Raw genomic sequence first — 19,785 nt, 5'->3', positions numbered from 1 at the left:
CTCAGAATGACGAAAAGTCGAAAAGTTGCTATACGAACAACTTTATTCGCGTCAGACCGACTAAAATGTCGGTAAAGTTGCTGTTCGGGCAACTTTTCCCGCCTCTGACCGGCAATAATGCCGGTAAAGTTGCTGTTCGGGCAACTTTTCCCGCCTCTGACCGGCAATAATGCCGGTAAAGTTGCTGTTCGGGCAACTTTTCCACATTAACGGATCCTGTGTCCGTGCGCCGCCCCACAATCCCGATTTCGCCACAATAGCGGAACCTCTGTCCGTTAGTCTTAGAGGAAGATCCCTTCCATTCAATTCCGTACATGCGACATAGGCGGCGTCGAACCTTCTCGACAGCCTGAAGAGCTGCCATCCGGCAAGCTCTTCGGTCCGATCTATCGTGTATGCTGCATAATGTTGAACAATATCGAATGCGATTCAAGCCCTCATATCCAATCGAACAATGGTTAACGTTGTAAAATAACCCTGCATGCCCGGTCCTGACCTCGTCGTTCGGCGTACTCGCAGCTCCTTGCGCGATGCGCGACGGCGCGACGGCGCGTGACGGCGCGCGCTCAGCATTCCGCCGACGTGAGCGCGTTCGTGAACATCCGCTTGTATTCGCCCGTCGTCAGCTTGCCGGCTGCTGCCGGCGCATAATGGAACTGCAGCGCGCGGCGGCGGTGCGTAGAGAAATTGAACGGCGTCCCGTGATGCAGCAGCCCGTGGAAGAACAGCGCGCCGCCCGGCTTCAGCGGAACCGCGACGTCTTCGTCGACGCTCACGCTGGCGTCGCAGATCTGCCAATCGCGAACCGCGTAATGCGGCGTGGCGCCATCCCTATGGGATTGCGGGATCACATGCATGCATCCGTTGTCGAGTCCCGCTTCGTCAAGCGCGATCCAGACGCCGACGACCGCTTGCTCGTAGGACAAATTGCCGTATGCCATATCCTGATGCCATGGCTTCTCTCCGCCGCCGTGCGGCGGTTTCAGCAGCGCTTGATCCTGCGCCAGCTTCGGCCGCGCGCCGAGCAGCCGCTCCGCGATGGCGCCGATGACCGGATGATAGGCGGCGGCATGCAGCGCCGGATCGACGTTCACGTACTCGGACACTTTGCGCACCGCAAGCTCGCGCTCTTCGTCCGTGCGAAGCTCGCTCTGCGGCTTCGTAAACTGGATTTTCGCCTTCGTATCCGGGTCCATGATCAGGCGCATGATCGCTTCCGTCGATGCGCGGACATCAGCGGCTGACAGCACGTTGTCGATCGCGATGAAGCCTTGTTCCCGGTACTGCTCGACATGCTCGTCCGCGAATGCTTCAACGGACGGCAAGGGCTTATAGATGCGGTCGTTACGATACAGCCGGCGGTTGATCTCCTCCGGCTGCTCCATAGGCTTGCTCACCATACGTTCCCTCCTCGATCATCGTCGGCTGCCCGAGGCGCTGTCAGCTCCCGCCGGAAGACGGAAGCTTCGCGCTCGCGATCGCATCCATCCCCGCCTTCAGCGTCTCGACGATGCGGTCGACGTCGTAGATGCTGCCGCGCCACGTGCCGCCGCTTGCCGCTTGCAGGGCGGCCCACAGCCGGGTGTCGTCCGGCAAATCCGGATCGGCGGCCAGGTCCGGGTGAAGCGAACGGGCGGCCAGTACGGCAGCGCCCGCTTCCGGACTGAAGCGCGCCTCGCCTTGGCCGACGAAATGGACGCTGCCGTCCAGCGTGTTCCGGTCGATCGTAACCTCGATCCAATCCCCGCTGCGCACTTTGCCGATCGGCCCGCCCGCCAGCGCTTCCGGTCCGATATGGCCGATGCAGGCGCCGGTCGACACGCCGGAGAAGCGCGCATCCGTCAGCAGCGTCACATGCTTGCCGAAGGGCAGATGCTTGAGCGCGGAAGTCAGCTGGTACGTCTCCTCCATCCCCGTGCCGGAAGGGCCTCTGCCGATCAGCACCAGAATGTCGCCCGCTTGCACGCGGCCTTCCTTGATCGCCTTGACCGCCTCTTTCTCGGACGTGAACACATTCGCCTGCCCCGTATGGCGGTAGACGCCGTCGGGACCGACGACGTCGGGATCGATGGCCGTCGCTTTGATGACCGACCCTTCGGGGGCCAGATTGCCGGTCGGAAAGGCGACCGTCGACGTGACGCCGATCGCGGCCGCCCGTTCCGGGCTCATAATGACCTGGTCGGGATCGATGCCGTCGGTCTCGAGCAGCCGTTTGCGAACTTCGCCGCGCCGTTCGGACGCCTCCCACCAGTCCAGCTGTTCGTCGAGCGTTACGCCGGCGACGGTGCGTGCCTGCAGGTTAAGCAAGCCCAGCCTGCGCAGATGCAGCATGACTTCCGGCACGCCTCCGGCCATGAACACGCGAATCGTCGGATGGTATTCCGGCCCGTTCGGCAGCACGCTGACAAGCCGCGGAACCGCCTTGTTCACGCGGGTCCAGTCGGCCACGTCCGGGATGCGGCAGCCGGCCGCGTGGGCGATCGCCGGGATATGCAGCAGCAGATTCGTCGAGCCGCCGAACGCCGCGTGCACGACCATGGCGTTCTCGATGGCGGCGTCCGTGAGAATATCGCGCATCGCGACGCCGTCCGCCTCCATCCGCTGCACCGCCCGGGCCGATTGTCTGGCGATGTCGCGCCAGATCGGCTGGCCGGAGGGCGCGAGCGCCGAATGCGGCAGCGCCATGCCGAGCGCCTCGGCGACGACCTGGGCCGACGCCGCCGTCCCGAGAAACTGGCAGCCGCCGCCCGGGGTCGCGCAGACGCGGCAGCCGAGATCGGCCGCTTCGTCCACCGTGATCTGCCCTTGCGAGAACCGCGCGCCGATCGTTTGGATCTTGCCGGCGTCTTCCCCGGCCGTCGGCGGCAGCGTAACGCCGCCCGGCACGATGATCGTCGGCAAGTCATGCATGGCGGCCAGCGCGATCATCATGGCGGGCAAGCCTTTGTCGCAGGTGCCGACGCCGATGACGCCGCTGCGCGTCGGCAGCGAACGGATCAGGCGCCGGAGCACGATCGCCGCGTCGTTGCGGTACGGCAGGGAGTCGAACATGCCGGTCGTTCCCTGCGAGCGGCCGTCGCACGGATCGCTGACGGCCGCGGCGAACGGCACGCCGCCGAGCGCGCCGACTTCAAGCGCCGCTTCCTTCACGAGCAGACCGACCTCCCAGTGGCCGGTATGGTAGCCGAGCGCGACCGGCGTCCCGTCCTCGGCGCGAAGGCCGCCCTGCGTGCTCAGGATCAGCACCTGCTTGCCGAGCAGCCGCTCGGGCTTCCAGCCCATGCCGACATTCTGGCTCAGGCCGAACAGATCTCCGCTCGGCAGATGGAGCAGCATGTCGGCCGTCAGCGGCAGCTTCCCTTCCGGCCCCGCCGCATGGGTATAAATATCATAACGGTCCGGAGTTTCCGGACCCATGATGAAGCGTATCGCTTCGCTCATCGCGTCATTGCCTCCCCGCTTCGCGATCAGCCGCCCGGAGCAGGCCCTCGTCCTGCTCCGCGCGGCATGAGACTATTTCCAGCATACGATCGTTTCGCCGCTCAGGGCATCCGAAGCGGCTCCGCACAGGAACAGCACGATGTTCGACATGTCCTCGGGCTGCGCGATTCGCTGCAGGCGGGAACGTCCTTCTTCGCTGGCCACGGTGCGCGTCGCGAGGAAGCGTCCGGTATACGTCGGCGCCGGCGAGATGCAGTTCACGTTCACGTCGAACGGGCGAAGCTGTTCCGCCAGACTGCGCGTGTACGACGAGACGCCGGTCTTGGCGGCCGCGTAGATGATCCCGCCCGTGACCGGCACATGGCCCGCGACCGAGCCGACGTTAACGATTTTGCCGGAGCGGCGCTCCCGCATGTGAAGGCCGGCGAATTTGCAGGCATACATCGTGGACAGCAAATTCCGTTCGACGACCGAGCGGATGTCATCCACCGAAATGTCGAGCGCATCGTTCGGATTCGGGCGCGGCGTCTGATAGCCGATGTCCCCGCCGGCGTTGTTGACCAGTATGTCCAGACTGCCGAGCTCGCTGATCGCGCTTTGAATCAGCCGCTCAACCTGGGCCGGATCGGCCAGGTCCGCCGCGATGAACGCCGAGCGTACGCCGAGCTCCCTGATCTGTTCGGCAACCGCGTGACCGGAAGCCGCTTCGTTGAATTCGGCCGCCGAGCTGTCGCGAATATCGTGAATAATGACGTTTGCGCCCGCCTTCGCCAAGTCCAGCGCGTACTGCTTGCCAAGTCCTCTGCTGGATCCGGTGACCAGCGCGTTCTTCCCTTTCAATCCCGCTTCTTGCATGAGAATCCCTCCCGTGTTCGATTCCGATCGACTCCATGCGTTCCGCATCGCAAGCCTCGCTTGTCCATGCGGACTGCATGCTTTCCTGCATGCTTCACATCGATATCTATGCCTCGTCCAGGTCGTTCATTCGCATAGGGATGTCGGTTTTATAATCGCTTGCGCAGTCGCAGGGATGCTGGCAGACGACTTAAACCTATCTTCCATGAAAGCGCTTTTGCTGTCAATAAGCGTTCGAATTCCCTGTCAAGGAATGATTTTCTCATCTTTTTAATGAACTTCTAATAGAGCGACATATATGCAGGCCAGCCTTAACTTTCCAAGCCCTTCGGTAAATGATGGCAATATTTTATGTGGTAAAGTAATCCTCGGTATGATACTTCCAACCAATCAGATTCAGGAGGACATCTACGACTATGAACAAGAACAAATCCTATTTCGGCAAGAAGGCTTTGCTGTCCGCAGGCTTGGCATTATCGTTGTTCGCGGGACTCGCTTCCGCGGCAGGCACGGCGCAGGCATCTCCCGTCGCGACGGCTACCGTCAACAAGGGCGTCAACTTCCGTTCCGGGCAAAGCACGAGCGCTTCGATCATCGGTTTCGTCAAGGCAGGCACGGTGCTGTCCGTCGAAGCGGCGAACGATTACTGGGTGCTGGTCGACTATAACGGCAAGACAGGCTATGTCTCCCGCTCGTACGTAACGATCAAACAAGGCGCGACGCCATCCAATCCGTCCTCGAACAACGGCAGCGCTTCGGGAAGCCGCATCGTCTCGACCGCCAAGTCGTACATGGGCAAAGTCAAATACGTCTTCGGTGCACGCGACCAGAAGAAGCTGATCTTCGACTGCTCTTCCTTCACGCAATACATATTCCAGCTGAACGGCAAGTCGATCCCGTGGAGCTCGAAGTCGCAGGGGTCCGTGGGCTCGGCCGTCTCCAAGAGCCAGCTGCAGCCCGGCGATCTTGTGTTCTTCAGCGTCAACACGCCGGGCGTCATTAACCATGTCGGCATCTATGCGGGCAGCGGCCAGTTCGTTCACAACCTGCCGAACGAAGGCGTCGTGGTCTCGAATATGAACAGCTCGTACTGGACAAGCCATTATATTAAAGCCCGCCGGGTATAAGAATCGCAGCCTTCATACCATCTTCTCATGGAAAGACCCGCATGCGGGGCACTGTCAGTGTCCCGCTGCGGGTCTTGATGTCGTTAATGGCATTAATTTATAACCGGTCATGCTCGGGATGATGCTTTGATAGAGCGGCAATGGGAAAATAGTTATAAATATTTGCTGATCAATTCGAATACCCGGTCAATATTTTTTTTATTTTTATGTGCCGATTGTCGCTTGGGCGCCTACGCCTTGGGAGCCAATGGACGTTTTCAATTCGGACGATACGGATATCTCCGTTTTGTGGGGATCAACCTCGTTAAGCTGCACGGTCATCTGCTCCCCCCACGAAAACAGGGACGCTTTTGTTATGAACGTAATGCGGTGCAAAACGATATTCCCTTCGACCTTCTTGTAGTCTTTCGAAAACGCCAAAGCTTGCAGCGCCGCTCTGAACGCATGCGTAATTTCGAATTTCACTGTGAGCGTCTCGTTGCTCTTCTCAGCTGGATTATACGTAAAATCAGGCAATCGCAAACCCTCCCGGCGCGGTAGATAATACTTGTATCATTTATGTCGATTACTGTCGATAATCGCCATTCCGGTCTGGTCCGCCCGACTGTTCTACTCCCCCAGTGCCTCCAGGAAGCGAACCATGGCCGGATACGCCGCCGCCTCGCTCCAATGTCCCAGCTCGGCTTGCCGATGCACCAGCTGCCACTCCAGCACATGACGGAGCGTCGTCGTATAGGAGGCGTCTTCCGCTTGCTCCCGCTTCATGTCCCGGACCAGCGTCAGCCAGTCGGTCACGGTCTCCTGCCCGATCATCCGTTCCGGATAGGCGGCAGCGAGCGACAAGGCATGCGACAGATCGCCCTTCACGTAGAGGTCCGCGGCGATATAATCTCCAATCTCGGCATGGATATTGTCTCGCGGCACGATGTCCGCCAGCAGGCTTAATGCCGAGCTGATTTTGCCCTGCGCCAGCAAAGCGGACGCATAAGCGGATTGGATCGCATCCAAGCTGTCCTGCCCCGCAAATTGCTGCGCAAGCTCGTAATAATGCTCTGCCTGCGCCCAATCGCCCGAACCGATATAAAAATCCATCAGCCAATAGCAATCCGCCAATTGCGGCTGCAGCGCCATCATGCGCTGCTTGTAGGGCAGGAGCTCCTGCTTGTCTGCCTCGCTCGCCTTGCCCGCATTACGCGCCTCGATCAGCTTGATCAGCTTCCCTAGGCTGTAAGCGTCCGTCGGGTCCGCATCCCAAGCCCGCCGATAAGCTGTCTTGGCCTCGTCGATCCGACCTGCCAGCAGGAGACGGTCCGCATCCGTCAGCTTGCGCGCCTTCAACGTGAAGAACGGCAAGTCCCCCATCGTATCGGGCGTCAGCCGGTAGCCGTTGCTTTGGGCCAGCGCTTGGCCCGTACTGTCGTACGCGGCCACGCTCCAGTAGAACCGCTTGCCCGGGTTGGCGAAAGCGAGCAGGGATACCGGATCGGGCTTCATCTCGCCATCGACCGTCCGATACGCGAAACCTGACGAGAGACTGTACAGGTTGTCGAGCGGAACGCGAATTTCATGTCCTTGAATGCGGTCATGGATGATGACGCCTATCGTACTGCTGCCGTTCTCTTCCTTCGTCTCGATATAACCGGTCAGCTTGTAATACGCCGCGCCTTCTACGGGCTGCCACTTGAAATCGACGGCATCTCCGGTTATGGCCTCGTTGTTCACGGGCGCAGCGAGGTTCATCAGCGGCTTCAGCACGACCGGGTACGCAATGTCCTTGCTTTGCCGAACGTCAATCCATTCGTAGTTGTTCACCGGCCATGCCCAGCCGTCGATCTGCTCGTAATTGAAGCCCAAGGTCAATTGGTAGGCTCCGGGCAGCACGTCCGCGAACGAGTAACGCCCCTGATCGTCCGTCATGGTCTGGTACGGCTCCGTCTCCAGCAAGCTGTGATTGACCGCATCCCGCGCGCGCAGGAAGACGCCGACCTGCGCCATCGGCATACCGTCGCTGCGCGTCACGGTCCCCGACACCGCGGAAGGATTATCGCTTGCGGACTCCGCCGTCCGCTGCTCCAGGATACCGCGCAGCGTCTCCAGCCGCGCCAGCTGCTCCGGCTGGGCGACACGGTCCATATGATCGTCAGTCTGCGGCTGGCCGGCAGTCGCCTGTTGCTGCTTGCGATATGCCGAGAGCTCCCCATTCACGATGTCCAGCGCCTTGCGCGGGCTGCCCTGCTTCATCAACAGCTTGGCCCGGAGCTCGGTAATTCGCTGATCGCGGTTGGCGTCGACAACATGCGTGTCAGCCTGCCCGATCGATGTCAGCAGCGCTTCAGCCTGGTCGTATTCTCCCGTCTGGACGAGCAGCGCCGCCCGCTCCAGCCGCAGCTCCGTCCGCTGATACGTCCAGCTTCCGGCCGTGCGGCGCTCCGCCGTTTCCAGCGCCTGCATGGCCTTCTCGCTCTCTCCCGTCATGGCATAATAGACGGCGAGCTGCTTCGCGGCCTGCAGCAAATAATCGCCCGTCGCAGGGCCTTCTTCCACGTAGCTGGCCAGCAGCGGCAGCTTCGCCTCCCATGGCATCGGGGGCTTCGCGTTGACGTCGCCGATGCCGAACGTATTGTCCGGTCCGACGTAGACTTGAAACGCATGCGCCAGCGAATCCGACCCGTCGCCGAGCACGTCGTCCTGGATTTGCTTCCACTTCCTCGCGTCGGCATCCAGTACGGACGCGTCGATGCCTGCCAGATCGGCGATGACCGGCATCGCCTTATACCCGAAGCCGATCAGCAGCGAGGCGGCCGCGAGCCCCGTCACAAGATGCTTCACCTTAACGCGTATTCTCAGCCGACTGTTCCAGCCCAATGGATGCCACCGCCTTCTCGTATTCGTCCTGCCAATACACGTTGCTGCCTTCGACGACAAGCACCCGCTGCACCGCCGAATCCGGCCGCTCCTCGGACGGAACGCCGCGCAAGCGGCCGAAGAACAGCATGCCGGCCAGCACCGCGACGGCTGCCGTGACCGGCACGACCGGGATTTCCAGCTCCTTATTCCATAGCGCGAGCAGCTTGCCGGACAAGCCCCGGGGATGCGTGCTTCGCAGCACTTGAGCCCGTGCCCTATCGGAGAAGCGCAGCGGCTCCAGCTCCTGGTCGAGCGCCGCTTTCACGCTTGCCCGTTCTTCACGTTCGTTCCGTCCATGCTCGTTTCGGTCGCCGTATTCTCTTCGATCTCCGTATGCAGGTTCGCTTGGGTCGCCGTATGCAGGTTCGCTGCGGTCTCCGCGTCCATCTCGTTCCTCATGCCCGTTCCGATCCCGCCGCACGCCCTGATCCTCCGGTTCCTTCACGGCCATCCCTCCTCCCGATCGGCTTCCAGCATCGTCCTCAGCAGCCTGCGTGCCCGGGACAGCCGCGCTTTGATCGTATTCTCGTTCGTCCGCAGCTGCTCCGCGATAGCCGCGACCGGCAGCTCCTGGTAATAATAAAGCGTCACGACTTCGCGGTATTTGTAATCCAAGCGCCCGACGGCTTCATGCAGCCTCGCCTGCCGCAGTCCTTGCAGCAGCGCGTCTTCCGGTCCCGGCTCGGCAAGCTCCGGCTCCCGTTCCGCGCGTAGATCGGGGAGCATGTACCGCCAGCTCCGCGTCCGCTGCTTCATCCGGCAGCGATTGAGCGTAATCCGCAGCAGCCAGCTGCCCAGCTTGGCGGGGTCCTGCAGCTGTCCGATTTTGCGAAACGCCTGGATGAACGTATCCTGCACCGCTTCCTCCGCCGCTTGCGCATCCTTCAGCAGCAGATACGCCGTTCGAAGCAGCCGGTCGCCGTACGTCTCCATCAGCAGCCGGAGGGCATCTTCTTCTTTTCGCAATAAACGCTCGACGACATCCAAACCGCGTTTCCCACCTCTCTCTCAAGAATGATGCCTGATGTCGGCAATAGGTTGCAACCGCTGAATAAAAATTACGATTCGGGCCGCCTGCAAGATTGGACATGCGCAACTTTGTTGTACGCTGCTTATTTTTGAGGACGCCGACAACACTGTTTCTCTAGACCCACACGGATTCGGTCAAGTATGATGGCATTGCGAATGTTTCTCAAATGGAGGTTCAGCATGGAAAGCACGTACGAAGACATCAAGAAGGGCGAGAGAGGCGCATGGATCAGCATTGCGGCCTATCTGATCCTCTCGGCCTGCAAGCTGGCAGTCGGGTATTGGACGAACTCGGAGGCGCTGTCGGCGGACGGGTTGAACAACTCGACGGATATTATCGCGTCGATCGCCGTGCTCATCGGACTTCGCATCTCGCGCAAGCCGCCGGACAAGGATCACCGCTACGGCCATTTCCGGGCGGAAACCGTATCGGCGATGGTCGCGTCGTTCATCATGTTCGCGGTCGGCCTCCAGGTGCTCCTGCAAGCCGCCGGCACGTTCCGTTCGCCTCATGGCGCTCCGGAAGGCAGCGCGGCCGCATGGACGGCTCTCCTGTCCGCTGCCGCGATATACGGCGTCTATATGTACAATGTGCGCCTCGCGAAACGCATCAACAGCCAAGCAATGCTGGCGGCGGCGAAGGACAACCGCTCCGACGCCATGGTCAGCGCGGGCGCGTTCATCGGCATACTTGGCGCGCAATGGGGCTGGCCGTGGCTCGATCCGCTTACCGCCCTGCTCGTGGGCGTCATCATCTGCAAGACGGCCTGGGCGATCTTCCGCGATGCGACGCACGCCTTGACGGATGGCTTCGACGATCAAGAGCTGCAGGTGATCAAGCGCACGATCCGCGAGGTGCCGGGCGTCGAGCAGATCATCGACATCAAGGCCCGCATCCATGGCAACAACAAGCTGGTCGACGTTACCATCGGCGTTCATCATCTATTGAACGTGGCGGAGAGCCACGAAATTACCGAACAGGTCGAGAAGCAAATCTTCGACCAGCACCACATCTCGCATGTCCATATTCATATCGAACCGTACGAAGCATCGAAAACGATTCGGTAACGTCCATGGCTTCATCCTTTCCCTCAAGTCGCAACCCGCAGGCAGCCACCGGCAGCTTGCGGGTTATTTTTCGCATACCGGCGCCGGAATGCCCGCCCAACTAGTTATATCTAAATCGATCTATTTATATGAAAACACTACAAAATCATAGGTAGATATGTTACTCTTACTGTCGTGATATAAGAACGTTTAGGGGAGGCCTACCTATGAAAAAAACATTAACCGTCACGCTCGGACTCTCGCTGCTAACCGCGGCTTTGACGATTCCCGCGCAGCCGTCCGAGGCGGCAGCCAAGAAGACGGAACTGCTCGTCTCCGCGGCCGCCAGCCTGAAAGACAGCCTCGACGTGATCGAGAAAACGTACGAGAAACAGCATCCGACGATCGATCTCGTCTTCAATTACGGTTCCTCGGGCACGCTGCAAAAGCAAATCGAGCAAGGCGCGCCGGCGGACGTCTTCTTCTCGGCCGGCCAGAAGCAAATGGATACGCTCGTGAAGGAGGACCTGATCGCCGATCACGCGACGCTGCTGAAGAACGTGCTCGTCCTGGTCGTGCCTTCGAATTCCAAGCTCGGCTTCACGACGGTCAAGCAGCTGACGGACAAGTCCGTCAAGAAGATCGCCATCGGCCAGCCCGAATCCGTCCCTGCCGGACAATACGCGCAGGAAACGCTTAACGCGCGCGGCGTCTGGAAGCCGCTGCAATCGAAGCTCGTCTACGCCAAGGACGTGCGCCAAGTGCTGACGTACGTAGAGACCGGCAACGTCGACGCGGGCTTCGTCTACAAGACCGACGCGCTGACTTCGAACAAAGTGAAGATCGCGCTTAATATCCTTCCGGACGTGCATAGCCCGATCCTCTATCCGGCAGGCGTCGTGAAGGAAACGAAGCATGCCGCCGAAGCGAAAGCGTTCTACGCTTATCTGCAAACGAACGAAGCGAACGCCGTGTTCGAGAAATTCGGATTTAAACGCTAATTACCGTACATTGACGTAAGGAGTCCTCATATCGCATGGATTGGCATACTTTCTTCGGTCCGATCGGATTGTCCATTCAAATCTCCGTCGCGGCCAGCGTCCTCGTCTTCGCGGCATCGCTGCTGATCGCATGGCGAATGGCCAAGGCGCGGTTCCTCGGCAAGAGCGTCCTCGAGACGGCGCTGCTGCTCCCGCTCGTGCTGCCGCCGACCGTCGTCGGCTTCGTGCTGCTCGTCGTCCTCGGCCGGCGGAGCTGGATCGGCAAAGCGTACGAATCGCTGTTCGGCGGCCCGATTCTGTTCACGTGGGAATCCGCCGTTATCGCGGCTGCCGTCGTGGCGTTCCCGCTTGCCTACCGGACGATCAAGACCGGCCTGCAGGGCGTAGACCCCGATCTCGAGAACGCCGCCAGAGCGATGGGAGCCGGCGAATGGCAGGTGTTCCGCTACATCACCGTCCCGCTCGCCTCACGGTCGCTGGCATCCGGGTACATCCTCGGCTTCTGCCGGGGACTCGGCGAATTCGGGGCGACGCTGATGGTGGCGGGCAACATTCCCGGCCGGACGCAGACGATTCCGACGGCAATCTACGTCGCGTCGGACGGCGGCAGCATGACGATGGCATGGGCATGGGCGGGCGCGATGATCGCCCTCTCGTTCCTGATGCTGCTGCTTGTCGGCCGCATGTCCAAGGATTAGACGGAACGGCGACGCCAGCCGCGCAAAGCTAAAAACCTTCTTCGGCACGCGAAATGAGTGCTGAGGAAGGTTTTTGTGCGTTTGGCCTCAGTTTGACATCCGGTCCTAAGCGTGCGTGAAAACAATCGGTTCCTTGCGCGAGTTTGGCAACGGATCCTTTGCGTGCGCGATAATCCGTCAACCGCGCAATGCGCCGGTTCAATCCAGCTTGAAGCCCTGGCTCTCCAGGAAACCGCGCATATGCGGCCGCAGCTGCTCCGGTCGGAACCTGGCGTTCATTTCCTTCGACCACGCCGTCGTTCGTCCTCCGCCGGCGCGTTTCGCATAATATTCGGCCATGATCGCGTCGTAGTCGGCGATCCCTTGCGCGAATCCCGCATCGGAATAGGCTTCCTCATGATAGACCACGGACAGCGGCAGCCTCGGCCGCTGATCCGGCTGCTGGTCCGGCACGCCGACGCACATGCCGAACAACGGGTAGACCAGGCTCGGAAGCCGCAGCAGGTCGGACACCTCCCGCGGCCGGTTGCGGATGCCGCCGATATAGACGATGCCGAGACCGAGCGATTCCGCGGCAACGGCGGCGTTCTGGGCAGCCAGCGCGGTGTCCACCGTCGCCATGATGAAGGCTTCGGTATTGCGGGTCAGCTCGAAGTCCGGCTGCCCGCCGCCCAGCCCGGCAGCCGTCTGCAGCCGGTTCAAATCCGCGCACCAGACGAGGAAGAGCGGCGCCTGCGCCACATGCTTCTGATTGCCCGTCAGCTCGGCAAGCCGGCTCCGGCCCGCTTCGCTGCGAACGCCGACGACGCTGTAGGCCTGGATATTGGATGATGTCGAAGCCGCCTGCGCCGCGGAGAGCATAAGCTCGAGCTGTTCCTCGGACACGGGCGTGGAGGCGAACTGGCGAATGGACCGGTGCCGTCTCATCAAGTGGATCGTTTCATTCATCGCTGTGCTCCTTTGTATGGCGTTATTTGCTTTCTCGTTCACGCAATCGCCTTGGTCACTAACTACATCATTGCCGCTGATCCGATTGCTTCCCTTCACTCATCGTCGTACTCGTTATCGTACTCTTCGTCCGCGAACAGCTCCTTCAGCACGCGTTCGCGCTGCTCCAGAAACCGCCGCGTCACGATGTAATGCAGCGTATCCTCGTACCGGATATCCGTGACCGGCACCGAGTCGAAATCGTAAATCGTCGCGCCGGGATAGCCGAGCAGGATCGGCGAATGCGTCGCGACGATGAATTGGGCTTCTCCTTCCAGCTCATGCATGATCCGCATAAGCGCCAGCTGCCTGGCCGGCGACAGCGCCGCCTCGGGCTCGTCCAGCAGATAGACGGCCCGCTTGCCGAACCGGTGCTTGAACAAGGACAGGAACGCCTCGCCATGCGATTGGGCGTGCAGCGAACGGCCGCCGTAGTACGGAAGCGACTCCGGCATCGTATCGATATGGGAGGCGAAGTTGTAGAACGTTTCCGCGCGCAGGAAGAAACCGTTCGTAATCTTCGGCAGCCAGGACAACCGGATATGACCGCCGAGCGCGGATGCGGAAGCATCGACTTCATAGGCGTTGCTCCGTCCCCCTCCCGCCGTGTTAAAGCCGCACTGGTACGCGATCGCTTCCAGCAAGGTCGATTTGCCGGAGCCGTTCTCGCCGACGAAGAACGTCACGTTCGTCGTAAACTGCAATGACGTGAAGGAGCGGATAACCGGAATGGAGAACGGATATTGCCGCAGGTCCATTTCATCCTTCCGCTCGATCGAGACGCTTCTTAAATACATGTTCCACCCCCGCTTCATTGGTATAGCCGAGACAAGCGGCGTTATACACCGTCAAGCATGCACCGGCCCTATTCGCCTTCCCGGTCCATCCGCAGCAGCATCGACGATGTGATGAACTTGCTGAGGAGCAGCCAGATCAGCACGCCGGGGACGATCTCCAGCATCCCGACCGGCCCGTAAGCGCTCAGCCCGCCGAACAAGCCGAAGAAGGCGGCTGCGGGCGCCACGAGCCAGAATCGCACGCGACCCGCAGACCCTCTCAAGACGGCGTCCTGCCAGCGAAACTGCCTGAAGAACGGTTCGGCGATCATGCCGCGCCAGTGGGAGATGACCCAGGTAGAGAGCAGCAGCATGAAAGCGACGGCAATGAACGGCTGAAGAATGGCGGGCGACAACGCGACAGCGGCCGTCGAGGCCAGCGTGAAGAAGAACCACATGCGCACGAGCGGCAGCCGCCGGATGAAGGCTTTCACGATCATCTCGGCCAATATCGTATCTCCGCTGAACCGCTTGAAAATCCGATTCGACCGGCGCAGCACCGCCGGCCTGGACAGCTTGATGCGCGGCCGTCGTTCGATGACGTTCCGCAGCAGCAGCTGCGTGCTGGCCAGCCTCGCGAGCTGTTCCTGCCGCACGTCGGATTCGAAGGTGTCCCTGGCGCGCAGCTTCGCGCGGAGCAGCCCGAAGAGCACGGCCGCGCCGGCGATGATGGGCGCAAGCAGATCCATCGGCGTGCCGCCGAGCAAGACGAGCGGCGCGAGATAGGCCGCCGCGAGCATGAGCATCGTTGCCGTTTTGACGAACCATTTGCGCAAGCCGCCGAATCGGGCTTCGATCAGATTTCTTGACACGGCGCCGATGCCTGCGCCGATCCACGTGTACGCCAACATGACGAGGAGCTGCGCAGCCGGGAAATGATGAACCGCGACGAAGAACGGCAGCATCAGCACATAGACCAGCGCCGACATGACGAGCAAGCTCAGCGCGGTGTACGCCATGCCTCGCGTCAAGATTCCGCTCATCCATCGCCGCCGCGGCAGCAGGAAGAGGACGTCGGCTTCCTCCGCGAACGTGCGCAGCCTGCCGAAGAAGACGACCGCCAGCGTCAGCCGTTCGCCGGAAACCATCGGCAGCCGCGTCAGCCAATCCGGCGGATGATGCCACCAATCCACGTACGTGCCGCCGCCGATCCACAGCAGCGGCAGCACGAAATAAACCCAGACCGTCCAGTCCAGCGCCGTTCGCCAAGCCTTCCACTGTTCCGTCCAGAAGCGGCGAAGCCTGCACCGGAACAAGGTTCCGATACGCCAGTATCCTAAAGCGTCTTTCAAATGCCAGTCCCCCTTAGGTCAGCGCGTAGAAGCAATCGGTCAATGGCGCGTCGACCGCGCAGCCCGCCTGCTCCCGCACTTGCGCGAGCGTTCCCTGGGCTACGACGGACCCGCCGTCGATCAAGACGAGACGGTCGCTGATCCGTTCGGCGGTATCCAGCACATGCGTGCACATCAGTACGCCCGCTCCCCGCCTCCGCTCCTCCTGCAGCAGCTCGAGAAAATCCCGCGTCGCCCGGGGATCGAGACCGACGAACGGTTCGTCGACCACGTACAGATCCGGCTGGAGCAGAAACCCGATGATCAGCATCATCTTCTGCTGCATGCCTTTCGAGAAGCCCGTCGGCAGCTTATGCCGGTCGTCCGACAGCCGAAACCGCTCCAGCATCCGCTCCGCCCGTTCCCGGAACGTCTGCTCGTCCAGCTCGTACGCGGCCGCTGCCAGCTGCAAATGCTCCCATAGCGTCATATACTCATAGAGCACCGGCTGCTCCGGCACATAGGCGTAACGGCCTTGACTTTGCTCGCCGCCGATGCGGACGGTCCCTTCGACATAGCGCAGCAAGCCGAGCATGGATTTAATCGTCGTGCTCTTGCCCGCGCCGTTCGGACCGATCAAGCCGACAAGCTCCCCCGCTTCGATCGTGAAGGCAATATCCCGGATGACGTCGGCCTCCTTGACGTATCCGGCTCTGTGAATCTCTACTTCCAGCACCGTCATGCGTTCAAACGCTCCTTCCTGCCGGCGGCCGCCGCTTCTACAATGATGCGGCGACCGTTCGCCGCATTAACCTTGCGTACTCGTGTTATCCTCTGTGTTCGCCGATTCGCCGAGCCATGCCAGCGCATCGTCCTTCGTGCAGACGGTAACGCCGATCGCGGATAATTCGCGAAGGCCTTGCTCGTATACCTGCGACATGGCGTCACGCACCATGACGACGCGATAATCGCGCTCGCTCGCTTCGTACATGGACGTCCGCGGGCAGTTCGGGAAATTGCAGCCGCTGAAGACGACCGTGTCGACCCCCGCATCGCGCAGAAACGCATCGAGCCCGGTCTCGTAGAAAGCCCCCCAGCGCGGCTTATAGACGATCCATTCCCGCTCGCCGATCCGCTGTATCTCGCCGCGCAGCAGCGCTTCGTCCCGCTGCGCCTCGGCGCCGGCCGGCAGCAGTTCCGCGGCCAGCTTCGCACCCGTACTGCCCGGAGCGACGATGGGGGTTCCGCCCTCGATGAGCGATCGCCGGCACAGATCGACGTTCGACCCGTCCGTTCGGTACAGGCGAATAACGTGCACGATGAGAAGCCCTTGCGAGCGGTAGGCGTCTAGCAGCTCGACCATCGCCGGAACGACATCCTGGGTACCAGCAATTTCGGCGGGAGCGCCGGGTAGCGCGAAATCGTTTTGCGTATCGATCGTAATAAGGGCTGAGCTTCGCCAATGCGGCTCCGTATAGTTCATGGCCGATCACCTCTCTCGCGTTTTCTCAAATCATACCATGTCCGGGAGGTGCTTGTCCTTCGCGCCGAGTTTTCAGCTTGCAGATTCGATATGCACGTTTTATCGGTCATTGTTTTGACATTGTTCGACATAGTGCTGATGGCTTATACTGGAAGAATGGAATCCTAGCAAATTCTACGAGGAGGAATGACATGATGCCATGGAGATCCGATTACGAAGAAGAGCTTGCCGTCGTCTTCGAGGAAGCCGAACGGCTGATCGCCGCATATCCGGCACCGCTGAACGCAAAAGGCCAAGCCTATTTGCAAGCCTTTAACCCGCTTGCGCCATCCAGCGCCAAGAACCACATTTGTTACTTGCTTCCCTTCTGGACGGCGCCCGTAACAGCTCTTAGTGCCGAACACTATCGAGCCCTGTCGCTCGGAAATGTATTTGTCATGCTGTATTTCTTCATCCAAGACGATCTCATGGACGACGCTCCCGCAGACTTGAAAGAACAACTCGCGCTCGGGAACCTCTTTCACCTCAGCATGCTCGATATTTACCGCTCCATGTTCGAACATTCATCCCCTTTCTGGCATTACTACAACGAATATGTCCGGAATTGGTCGCTGGCCGTAGCTTATGAGCATCCAATGGGTAGTTTGGATCCCGCCCGGCTCGCCAGCAAGGCGGCGCCTGTCAAACTTGCCAGCACGGGGGCGCTTCTATTGGCCGGCAAGCCGGAGCTGGAAAGTGAAGTTTCGCGTGCGGTGGATCTTGTGCTGGGAACGCTTCAGTTCTCCGACGATTGGTCCGATTGGGAGGAAGATTTTGAATTAAAGAATGCCAATAGTTTAATCGGGATGATTCATGCGGAAAGCACCGATCAGTCGACACCGTTGTCGAAAGAAGACGTGAAGAACGCCCTTTACATAGGCGATGCGCTTACCCGCTTTGCAGAACTAGCTGCCGCTAACGGTCATCTGCTGGACGAGCTGCGAGTCCGACTCCCGCATTTATCCGCATTTCAAGCTCATCTTGCCATGCAGCTCGCAGCGGGCGCGGATAAGTTAATGCATAATAAGCGCCTGCTGCTGCAAGGCGGATTCTCGTACTGGATAGAGACAAATTTTAATAGCGTTGAACGCAAATAATATGGAAAAAAAGGGAATTTCTCATGTCGACGATTCCCAAATTGTTGAGAAACATATACGTTGCTTCGAAGCAGACTCGTGGCAACCTGCGCTCTGGCACGCGAACAGATCCTATCTCCGCTTCGCCGGCGTGGCAGGGACTGCGGGAGCCGTATCGAACCAGCCGGCTTCATGACGGCTGGTTCACGGTGCGTCTGCATACAAGGATGCGGACAGGAGATCCGCTATTCGCTTCTATGATTACGTGTTTTCGTGTGCTGGCGGACAAGAGATCCTTTATATCGGCTGATTCGTATGTTTTCGGTGTCATTCGGGGACATTAACGGATCCTGTGTCCGTGCATTGCCCCAATTGGCCCGATCTCGCCAAAATAAAATTCCTGTAGAGGCTAAGAAATCGTCTTGGAACAGAAAAGAGTGCCTCTGGTAAGATGGATTGTAACGGGTCAGAGCCCTTAATCGCCATCATCCACCAGGAGGACACTCATACCATGAAGTTTAACGCATCGAACGCCATTAATCAACGGATTGAAAAAATTACCCCTCAGCATCTTATCGTCGGAATTGACATTGCCAAAGAAACGCATGTCGCAGCTGCCGTGAACTTCCGCGGGATCCAGCAAGGCCGCAAGCTCGTTTTCTCCAATCATGCCGATGGCCTTGAACGCTTGCTGCGGTGGGTACAGGACTTGCAACGGGCGTATGGGTTTACGGAGGTTATCTTCGGCGCCGAATCGACGGGACATTACTTTCTCAATGTGGCCTTCGCCCTGCGTAAACGAGGACTTACCGTCGTTCTGGTCAATCCGCTGACGACGAAACGGAATAAAGAAAACCGAGATAACAAACCTTCCAAAAACGATGCAAAGGACGCCGTGACCATCGGCGACGTCGTCTCTCGCGGGTACTACACGGAGTGGGTGGTTCACGATCCGGTATACCGGCAGCTGCACGCCTTGGTCAATGAACGCGAGGCGATGAGCGATGCCCTCACCGTCATCGACAATCAACTTCAGACGGCGATCGATCAGGTGTTTCCGGAATTCTGGTCGGTCTTTAAACACTGGGACGGCAGTCGTGCACGAGCGACCTTGCGCAGCTTCCCCCTGCCCGCGGACATCCTTGCCAACACGCTCCCCGAGCTGATCGAAGGGTGGCGGACGAGCGGCTTGAAGCGAGCTGGAGGAACAACGGGCATCCAAATCGCCAGCCAGTTGCTCCTGGCCGCCGGGCGCTCCATCGGAGTCACGGAGGCAGCGGAACTTGGCCGGCGCATTCAACGGCTCCTTGCGCGGTATGAGCATCTACTGGCTCAGCAAGCCGAGGTGGATGTGGAAATCGCCGCCCTGCTGGAGCGACTACCGCCGGCTGTCCTGCGTCCCTTGCAGGAAGTCGGGCTCAGCCCCTGGTTCATGGCCGTGATCCTTGCCAATACTGGCGATCTGCGGCGCTACACCCATGGTCAGCAATTACTGGCGCTGGCGGGGCTGAACTTGGCCGAGCGCAGCTCCGGCACCTGCAAAGGGCAAGTGAAACTTGCCAAACGAGGGCGAAGGCAACTGCGCAAATATCTGTACCTGGCGGTCATGATGCTGCTCTGCAACCATGCGGGTTTTAAACGCTGGCATACGTACAACATCAAGACCCTACGTCAGAAAGGCATACACTCGGTGTTGAAGCTTGTGGGCAAGCTCTGCCGCATTCTGGTTGCCCTTGCACACAGCGGCGAAGCCTTTCAGGAACAAAAGGCTGCCCCGCTGCGAAACGCGACCTAGTCTGAAGAGCGAACCCCCGTCACTTACGTATGTTGTCCCATTCGCGGGATAGAAAAAGAAAGCACGGAGTACCGAATGGAAGTTCCGCAAGGGCACAGACCCGTCAAATAAAAGCGATCGGACTTCACCGCTTGGGTAGGTATAACGAAGGAAGGTAAGGGCGTAGACCCGTAGAGACATGGGATGGTGAACC

At 59.9% G+C, this 19,785-nt stretch carries 19 protein-coding genes; 6 read left to right on the top strand and 13 right to left on the bottom strand.

From position 1 onward, the window contains the following. Nucleotides 1-566: 566 nt before the first annotated feature. From GXP70_RS13705 to GXP70_RS13695, 3 genes are all read right to left on the bottom strand, one after another. Nucleotides 567-1,397 carry a phytanoyl-CoA dioxygenase family protein gene (locus tag GXP70_RS13705; RefSeq protein ID WP_162357337.1) on the bottom strand — a complete coding sequence of 277 codons (831 nt, stop codon included), beginning with the start codon at nucleotides 1,395-1,397 and terminating at the stop codon, nucleotides 567-569. 43 nt (nucleotides 1,398-1,440) lie between these two features. Continuing rightward, nucleotides 1,441-3,441, bottom strand: coding sequence for a YjhG/YagF family D-xylonate dehydratase (locus GXP70_RS13700; protein ID WP_162357336.1), 2,001 nt, complete (start codon nucleotides 3,439-3,441; stop codon nucleotides 1,441-1,443). Nucleotides 3,442-3,513: 72 nt separating this feature from the next. Then, a complete protein-coding gene (locus GXP70_RS13695) occupies nucleotides 3,514-4,296 on the bottom strand; it encodes an SDR family NAD(P)-dependent oxidoreductase (protein WP_162357335.1) in 783 nt (260 codons plus the stop codon). Nucleotides 4,297-4,712: 416 nt separating this feature from the next. Here GXP70_RS13695 and GXP70_RS13690 point away from each other — a divergent pair, with 416 nt between their 5' ends. Beyond that, nucleotides 4,713-5,423: a C40 family peptidase gene (locus GXP70_RS13690; protein ID WP_162357334.1), complete on the top strand. Its 711-nt coding sequence runs from the start codon at nucleotides 4,713-4,715 to the stop codon at nucleotides 5,421-5,423. 204 nt (nucleotides 5,424-5,627) lie between these two features. Here the strand turns inward: GXP70_RS13690 and GXP70_RS13685 are convergent, their stop codons facing one another. From GXP70_RS13685 to GXP70_RS13665, 5 genes are all read right to left on the bottom strand, one after another. After that, nucleotides 5,628-5,939 (bottom strand): hypothetical protein, encoded by a 312-nt coding sequence (locus GXP70_RS13685; protein ID WP_162357333.1) that lies wholly within the window; start codon nucleotides 5,937-5,939, stop codon nucleotides 5,628-5,630. 93 nt (nucleotides 5,940-6,032) lie between these two features. Next, entirely contained in the window at nucleotides 6,033-8,288 is a 2,256-nt protein-coding gene (locus GXP70_RS13680; protein WP_162357332.1) for a carboxypeptidase regulatory-like domain-containing protein, read from the bottom strand. Beyond that, a complete protein-coding gene (locus GXP70_RS13675; protein WP_162357331.1) occupies nucleotides 8,254-8,595 on the bottom strand; it encodes a hypothetical protein in 342 nt (113 codons plus the stop codon). Before GXP70_RS13675 ends, GXP70_RS13680 begins: the two co-directional genes overlap by 35 nt. Further along, the gene (locus GXP70_RS13670) at nucleotides 8,592-8,729 is read right to left on the bottom strand and encodes a hypothetical protein (RefSeq protein WP_162357330.1); all 138 of its coding nucleotides are present in this window, start codon (nucleotides 8,727-8,729) and stop codon (nucleotides 8,592-8,594) included. Before GXP70_RS13670 ends, GXP70_RS13675 begins: the two co-directional genes overlap by 4 nt. 42 nt (nucleotides 8,730-8,771) lie before the next feature. Next, nucleotides 8,772-9,317, bottom strand: a complete 546-nt coding sequence (locus GXP70_RS13665; RefSeq protein WP_162357329.1) for an RNA polymerase sigma factor — start codon at nucleotides 9,315-9,317, stop codon at nucleotides 8,772-8,774. A gap of 222 nt (nucleotides 9,318-9,539) precedes the next feature. Here GXP70_RS13665 and GXP70_RS13660 point away from each other — a divergent pair, with 222 nt between their 5' ends. The 3 genes from GXP70_RS13660 (at nucleotide 9,540) to modB (ending at nucleotide 12,105) form a co-directional block, all read left to right on the top strand. Continuing rightward, nucleotides 9,540-10,427: a cation diffusion facilitator family transporter gene (locus GXP70_RS13660; protein WP_162357328.1), complete on the top strand. Its 888-nt coding sequence runs from the start codon at nucleotides 9,540-9,542 to the stop codon at nucleotides 10,425-10,427. Nucleotides 10,428-10,633: 206 nt separating this feature from the next. Continuing rightward, nucleotides 10,634-11,407 (top strand): molybdate ABC transporter substrate-binding protein, encoded by a 774-nt coding sequence (gene modA / locus GXP70_RS13655; RefSeq protein WP_162357327.1) that lies wholly within the window; start codon nucleotides 10,634-10,636, stop codon nucleotides 11,405-11,407. 35 nt (nucleotides 11,408-11,442) lie between these two features. Then, the gene (gene modB, locus GXP70_RS13650) at nucleotides 11,443-12,105 is read left to right on the top strand and encodes a molybdate ABC transporter permease subunit (RefSeq protein ID WP_162357326.1); all 663 of its coding nucleotides are present in this window, start codon (nucleotides 11,443-11,445) and stop codon (nucleotides 12,103-12,105) included. Nucleotides 12,106-12,303: 198 nt separating this feature from the next. On the opposite strand, the gene nfsA is transcribed toward modB, so the two are convergent. From nfsA to GXP70_RS13625, 5 genes are all read right to left on the bottom strand, one after another. Further along, on the bottom strand, nucleotides 12,304-13,053 hold the full coding sequence (gene nfsA / locus GXP70_RS13645; RefSeq protein ID WP_162357325.1) for an oxygen-insensitive NADPH nitroreductase: 750 nt from the start codon (nucleotides 13,051-13,053) through the stop codon (nucleotides 12,304-12,306). A 95-nt stretch (nucleotides 13,054-13,148) separates the two neighbouring features. Then, nucleotides 13,149-13,889 (bottom strand): AAA family ATPase, encoded by a 741-nt coding sequence (locus tag GXP70_RS13640; protein WP_162357324.1) that lies wholly within the window; start codon nucleotides 13,887-13,889, stop codon nucleotides 13,149-13,151. A 68-nt stretch (nucleotides 13,890-13,957) separates the two neighbouring features. Further along, nucleotides 13,958-15,220, bottom strand: a complete 1,263-nt coding sequence (locus tag GXP70_RS13635) for an ABC transporter permease (RefSeq protein ID WP_162357323.1) — start codon at nucleotides 15,218-15,220, stop codon at nucleotides 13,958-13,960. A gap of 13 nt (nucleotides 15,221-15,233) precedes the next feature. Continuing rightward, entirely contained in the window at nucleotides 15,234-15,941 is a 708-nt protein-coding gene (locus GXP70_RS13630) for an ABC transporter ATP-binding protein (RefSeq protein WP_162357322.1), read from the bottom strand. A gap of 66 nt (nucleotides 15,942-16,007) precedes the next feature. Then, a complete protein-coding gene (locus GXP70_RS13625; RefSeq protein ID WP_162357321.1) occupies nucleotides 16,008-16,682 on the bottom strand; it encodes a cysteine hydrolase family protein in 675 nt (224 codons plus the stop codon). 191 nt (nucleotides 16,683-16,873) lie between these two features. On the opposite strand from GXP70_RS13625, the gene GXP70_RS13620 reads away from it, so the two are divergent. Together GXP70_RS13620 and GXP70_RS13615 are read left to right on the top strand one after the other, a co-directional pair. Continuing rightward, entirely contained in the window at nucleotides 16,874-17,818 is a 945-nt protein-coding gene (locus tag GXP70_RS13620; protein ID WP_162357320.1) for a hypothetical protein, read from the top strand. Nucleotides 17,819-18,308: 490 nt separating this feature from the next. Continuing rightward, nucleotides 18,309-19,592, top strand: a complete 1,284-nt coding sequence (locus GXP70_RS13615) for an IS110 family RNA-guided transposase (RefSeq protein ID WP_162357319.1) — start codon at nucleotides 18,309-18,311, stop codon at nucleotides 19,590-19,592. Nucleotides 19,593-19,785 lie beyond the last annotated feature (193 nt).

Origin of the sequence: Paenibacillus lycopersici (genome assembly GCF_010119935.1) — a bacterium.
In the GTDB taxonomy this organism is placed as follows: Bacteria; Bacillota; Bacilli; order Paenibacillales; family Paenibacillaceae; genus Paenibacillus_Z; species Paenibacillus_Z lycopersici.
The sequence above is the reverse complement of the archived record's forward strand: the minus strand, read 5'-3'. Positions and strand labels throughout refer to the sequence as shown.